The organism is bacterium (assembly GCA_021372775.1).
Classification (GTDB): Bacteria; Acidobacteriota; Polarisedimenticolia; order J045; family J045; genus JAJFTU01.
The window spans coordinates 1-4,808 of the sequence record JAJFTU010000407.1 but is presented as its reverse complement, the minus strand read 5'-3'; the positions used below and the strand labels follow the sequence as shown (position 1 = coordinate 4,808).

Here is a 4,808-nt window from a genome sequence, read left to right as displayed (position 1 = left end):
CGGCGGGCGGAGCTGTTCAAGGCGCTCGCCGACCCGACGCGGCTGCAGGTCGTCAACGCGCTGCTCGAGCGGCCGCACTGCGCCGAGGAGCTGTCCGGGCGGCTGCGCCGCGCGCCGTCCACGATCTCCTTCCACCTGCGCAAGCTCGAGGAGGCGGGGCTCGTCGCCAAGACGAAGAGCCAGTACTACCTCGTCTACGAGCTGCGGACCGACCTGTTCGCCAAGCGGCTGCGCGAGCTCGTCGCCCTCCCCGCCGCGGAGGACAGCCCGGAGCGGCGCCGCCTGCTGCGGATGCGCGAGCAGGTGCGCAAGGCGTACTTCCGGAACGGCTTCCTCGAGCGGATCCCCAAGCAGTGGCGCAAGCGGCTGGTGATCCTCGAGGAGGTCCTGGAGAAGTTCGAGCCGGGGCGCGTCTACGCCGAGCGGGAGGTGGACGAGCGGATCAAGACGCTCTGCGCCGACTACTGCACGATCCGCCGCATGCTGATCGACGAAGGAATGATGACCCGTCGGAACGGCGAGTACCGCCGGGCCGCGACGGAGGAGCCGACGATGTCCACGCGCGCCGAACTGAAGCGCCAGTACAAGGAAGCCCCGCGCAAGGCGGGGATCTACCGCATCCTCAACACCGTCACCGGCCGCGCGCTGCTCGGCGCCGCGCGCAACCTCGCCGGCCCGCTCAACCGCCACCGCTTCGAGCTGAACATCGGCAAGCACCGCAACGCGGCGCTCCAAGCCGACTGGGACCAGTACGGCGCGGAGGCGTTCAAGTTCGAGGTGGTGGACGAGATCGAGGTGAAGGACGACCCGGCCTTCGACCTCGACGGCGAGCTCGCGCTGCTCGAGGAGGCCTGGATCGAGCAGACCCAGCCGTTCTTCGAGCGGACCTACAACAAGAAGCTCTCGCTGCAGGCGCTGGACTGCTGACGCGCGTCGGGGAGAGCGCGTCCCGCTCCAGCAACGGTCCGCTGACGCCCCCCGCGCCGCTACGGTAGACTCCCCTTGCGGGCACGTCCGGGGGGCGTCTCCGCGGCGCGGCATTCGTCCGCCCCGCCCGCCGACTGTGGCGCGCGGCCTCGGACGGACCGCTCGGGGGGCGCGGCATGAACCGGCAACCAAGCGAAACGCTCGACGTTCTCGTCACCGTCAAGGCCTATCCCACGCCGAGCTTCGCGCTGGGCGAGAGCGTCTGCACGGCTGGCGTGACGCGGGATCGCCGCTTCGTTCGTCTCTACCCCGTGCCGTTCCGCGGCCTCGATGAGCCTGATCAGTTCAAGAAGTGGCAGTGGATCACAGTCCGCGTTCACAGGCGCCGAAGCGACCACCGCCCCGAGAGCTTCGTCCCCGAGCTTGAAACGCTCCGTCTGCGCGAATTCGTCAGCTCCGACGACAACTGGCGGAAGCGCCTCGCGCTGGTGGAGGGGATGTCGGCGCCCTCGCTGTGCGCCATCCAGAAGGCGCAGAAGGAGCGGGGGACGTCTCTGGGGCTGCTCCGGCCGATGGAGGTCCTTGACCTCACGTACGAACCGACGGCCCGCGCCTGGTCGGAGGAGGAGCGGCAGAAGCTCGCTCAGGCTCGGCTCTTCGGAGGGACGTCGACCGCGCCGCTGGAGAAGATCCCCTACAAGTTTCATTACGTCTTCCGCTGCGAAGACTGCCGGGCGGCGCAGCCGCATCGTTGCAGCATCGTCGACTGGGAACTCGGCCAACTCTACAGGCGGCTCGCGCGCGAGGGCGATGAAGCCGGCGCCCTGCGCAAGATCCGCGAGCGTTGGCTCGACGACATCTGCGCCCCGACTAACGATGTCCTCTTCTTCGTCGGAAACCAGCTCCGCCACCCCGCGGCGTTCATGGTCCTCGGCTACATGCGCCCGAAGAGGGACCTTCAGGCGAGTCTCTTCTAGCGCCGCGAACCAAGTCGCGCCGACGATTCGCCGTTCCGCCGCGCCGCTACAGGTGCACGATCGGCATGCCGCTCGCCGCGGCCACGGCCTTCGCCAGCCGCCCGCGGTGGCAGCGCGCCGGGTCGGCCTCGAAGCACAGAAGCGCCGCGGGCTCCGCGGACTGCAGCCGCGCCACGCCGTCGATCGCCTCCGCCGCCTCGCGAAGCGTCGTCCTTTCGTAGCGTTCGAACAACGCGTCGTAGTCGGCCGCGCTGGAGAGGTTCGCGCGCTCCGCCGACGCGATCCCCAACTCCGGCAGGTGCGTGTAGCCGATTCCGAGCCGCCGCCCGAAGAGCTGCAGCGGCGCCTTGGAGAAGCCGCCCTTCCGCGAATAGGGGTTGCGGCGCACGTCCACGATCCGCCGCACGCCGGCGCGCAGGAGACGGTCGAAGAACGAATCCGCCGAGCGCCCCTCGTAGCCGATCGTGTAGACGACGCCGGCCCGCGACGCCGCCGTCTCCAGCCCCCGGCGCGTGAACTCCGGATAGCGGCCCTGCACTTGCGCGACAAGTTCCTTGAGGCCCAACGCGCCGTACGTGTGGAGCGTCAGCCGCGCCGGAATCTGCTGCGCGTTGCTCAGGCGGGACACCGTCATTCGCGCCTGCACTCCCCCGTCCGCGGACACCCGCCCGCCGTCGATGGCGACCAATCCCTGCGCCGCCAAGTCCCGCAGGTCGTGTTCCAGCGAGAACGAGTAAGGACCGACGTGGTGCGGAAAGAAATCGTAGAACGGCATCGCCTCCGCCGCGTTCGCCTCCCGCGCGCAGAGGAACAGCAGCTCCGCCAGATGCAGCTTGCTCAGCGGGCCGGACGCCCGCAGCAGGAACTCGACGACGACGCGCTGTCTGTTCAGCACGGCGGGATTGTACGCCGCGCCCCCCGGCGTCGCGCGCCGGCGCCGCGCCGACGCCGCGCGCAAAGGAAACGGGGCCGCGTGGGCGGCCCCGTTTCGTTCGTTCCTGCGATGGAAACCGTCAGCGCTGGGTGGCGAAACGGGAGTTCGTCGCCGGCGTCAGCGGAGCGCGGTTGTTCGAGCCCGGGATGTCCACCAGGACGGGGCCGAAGCTGTTGGCCTTGCCGTCGCGGGAGACGACGTCCACGCGGTAGTAGACCTTGCCGCCGCGCAGCACGAGGGCGCGCGTGGCGTCCATGTAGGTGTAGCTGTTGGCCTCGCCCTTGGCGGCGATCAGCGGGGAGACGCGCACGAACGGGCCGTTCGGCGAGAACGAACGCGCGATGTAGAAGCCCTGCGTGTTGCTCTCGGAGGTCGTCTTGAAGCTGACCTGCACGCCGAGGTTCCGCATGTACATCGCCCGCAGGCCGGTCACCGTCGCGGCCGACGCGTCGTAGCTGACGGGCAGGCTGTTGGCGGAGAGGTAGCGGGAGGTGACGGCCGTGGTGCCGGCGCTCGGGTAGCGCAGCGCGATGGCGAACCACGCGCACGTGTTGCCGCTCAGGGCCAGGTCGGCCTTCGCGACGCTCGTGGACGTGCCGGTGACGTTCTTCAGGAGCGCGTAGTCGGTCGAAAGGACCGAGCTGCCGCACGCCTTCTTGGCGACGTAAAGGTCGTAGCTGATCGTGCCGGTGGAGCCGTCGCTGCTGACGATCGAGGCGGCCGTCCAAGAGAGATCGAGATTCGCCGTGCCGCCGTTGAAGACGGGAACCGGGACCGGAATCGGGCGGAACCCGGCGATCGGGTTTACGGCGCCGATGCCCGTGACGGTCTGAGCGGTCCCGGCGGCATTCGTCGTGGTGCCCTGTCCGAGGCAAGCTTGCGTGCCCGAACCGGCGCAGTCCGTGCCCTTCCAGTCCGCCAGCTCCGTGCCCTTGACCGCCGCGCCGGCGAAGAAGTAGTAGCCGGCGTGGCTGGCGGTTCCGCTGCCCTGCTCCATGTCGAAGGCGGCGTACCGCACTTCATTAAGCGTACCGGTGTCGTTGAACACGTCGTCCGTCGGCCCGCGGTAACCGCTGACGCCGGAAACGGTGCGGAAATTGAGCTGGCAGGACGACGTCGCGGCGTCCCACGTGTACGGAGCAATGCAGGCGTCGATGAGCTTGTCGTTGACGACGTTGTCGTGCGGGTTGAAGTACCGAAGATAAACCGGAGCGCCCACATCCGACGTGGACAGAACCGCAGCCAGATAGGAATACGCGGCAGCCTGCGCCGTTCCGACCGCGCAGAGCGCCATCGAAACAACGGCCGCGACGTTCAAGACTTTCCTCAGCATATCAATGCCTCCTCGTCCGTCGATCGGACGTCGAACGCCGCGATCAGTAGTGCGGCCAGACGTAGCCGCTGCAGGTCGCCTTCGTGAAGATGACCACGCCGGAGCCGAGATCGAGGTTGAAGTTCGTCCCGCCGCTGGCGTCGCCCAGCCAGCTGACCAAGCCGGACGCGGGCGTGAACTTCGACACCTTCGACATCGATCCCGCGCACTTCGTTTCGATGCTCAGGAACAGGTCGCGGGCGGAGGTCAGGGTCTGGTGATACGGAGCGGAGGCGTTGAACGCCTGCCCCGCCGTGAACGTGTACGTGTAGCTCGGGTCGTGGGAGCCCACGATCACCGGAGTCTGGCCCGAACCAGAGCCGTAGACGATGTACGCTTCGCCCTTGCGCACCGTGAAGAGCGTGCCGCCCGCGTTCTGGACCCAGCTGACCAGCCCCGCGTTCGACGTGAACTGCGAGACCTTGGTGGCGCCGGGAATGTCGTTCAGCAGGCTGGCGGCGTCCGTGTAGTTGTTGTTCCAGGGCAGCGAGAGGTTGTAGGCGTTGGCGCCCGCCGTGCCCGGGATTTGCGGCACGAACTTGAACCCCATGTTGGAGGCGGTGGCCACGCCGACCAGAAGGAGCGTCACCCCCAAGGC

At 68.5% G+C, this 4,808-nt stretch carries 5 protein-coding genes; 2 read left to right on the top strand and 3 right to left on the bottom strand.

The genetic code is table 11. The annotated features are described in order from the left end of the window. Window positions 1-12 precede the first annotated feature (12 nt). Both LLG88_13895 and LLG88_13890 read left to right on the top strand, forming a co-directional pair. Window positions 13-927, top strand: coding sequence for a metalloregulator ArsR/SmtB family transcription factor (locus LLG88_13895; protein ID MCE5248000.1), 915 nt, complete (start codon window positions 13-15; stop codon window positions 925-927). Window positions 928-1,103: 176 nt separating this feature from the next. Then, on the top strand, window positions 1,104-1,904 hold the full coding sequence (locus LLG88_13890; protein ID MCE5247999.1) for a hypothetical protein: 801 nt from the start codon (window positions 1,104-1,106) through the stop codon (window positions 1,902-1,904). Window positions 1,905-1,950: 46 nt separating this feature from the next. Here LLG88_13890 and LLG88_13885 read toward each other — a convergent pair whose 3' ends face one another. From LLG88_13885 to LLG88_13875, 3 genes are all read right to left on the bottom strand, one after another. After that, window positions 1,951-2,799 carry a DUF488 domain-containing protein gene (locus tag LLG88_13885; GenBank protein MCE5247998.1) on the bottom strand — a complete coding sequence of 283 codons (849 nt, stop codon included), beginning with the start codon at window positions 2,797-2,799 and terminating at the stop codon, window positions 1,951-1,953. Between the two features lie 118 nt (window positions 2,800-2,917). Beyond that, a complete protein-coding gene (locus LLG88_13880) occupies window positions 2,918-4,171 on the bottom strand; it encodes a hypothetical protein (GenBank protein MCE5247997.1) in 1,254 nt (417 codons plus the stop codon). 43 nt (window positions 4,172-4,214) lie between these two features. After that, window positions 4,215-4,808 (bottom strand): hypothetical protein (locus LLG88_13875; protein ID MCE5247996.1); only part of this gene is annotated, 594 nt, incomplete at its 5' end.

Excerpts from the sequence above, each read along its gene's own strand:
- LLG88_13890 (MCE5247999.1), top strand. The coding sequence starts at position 1,104 with ATGAACCGGCAACCAAGCGAAACGCTCGACGTTCTCGTCACCGTCAAG.
- LLG88_13880 (MCE5247997.1), bottom strand. The coding sequence starts at position 4,171 with ATGCTGAGGAAAGTCTTGAACGTCGCGGCCGTTGTTTCGATGGCGCTC.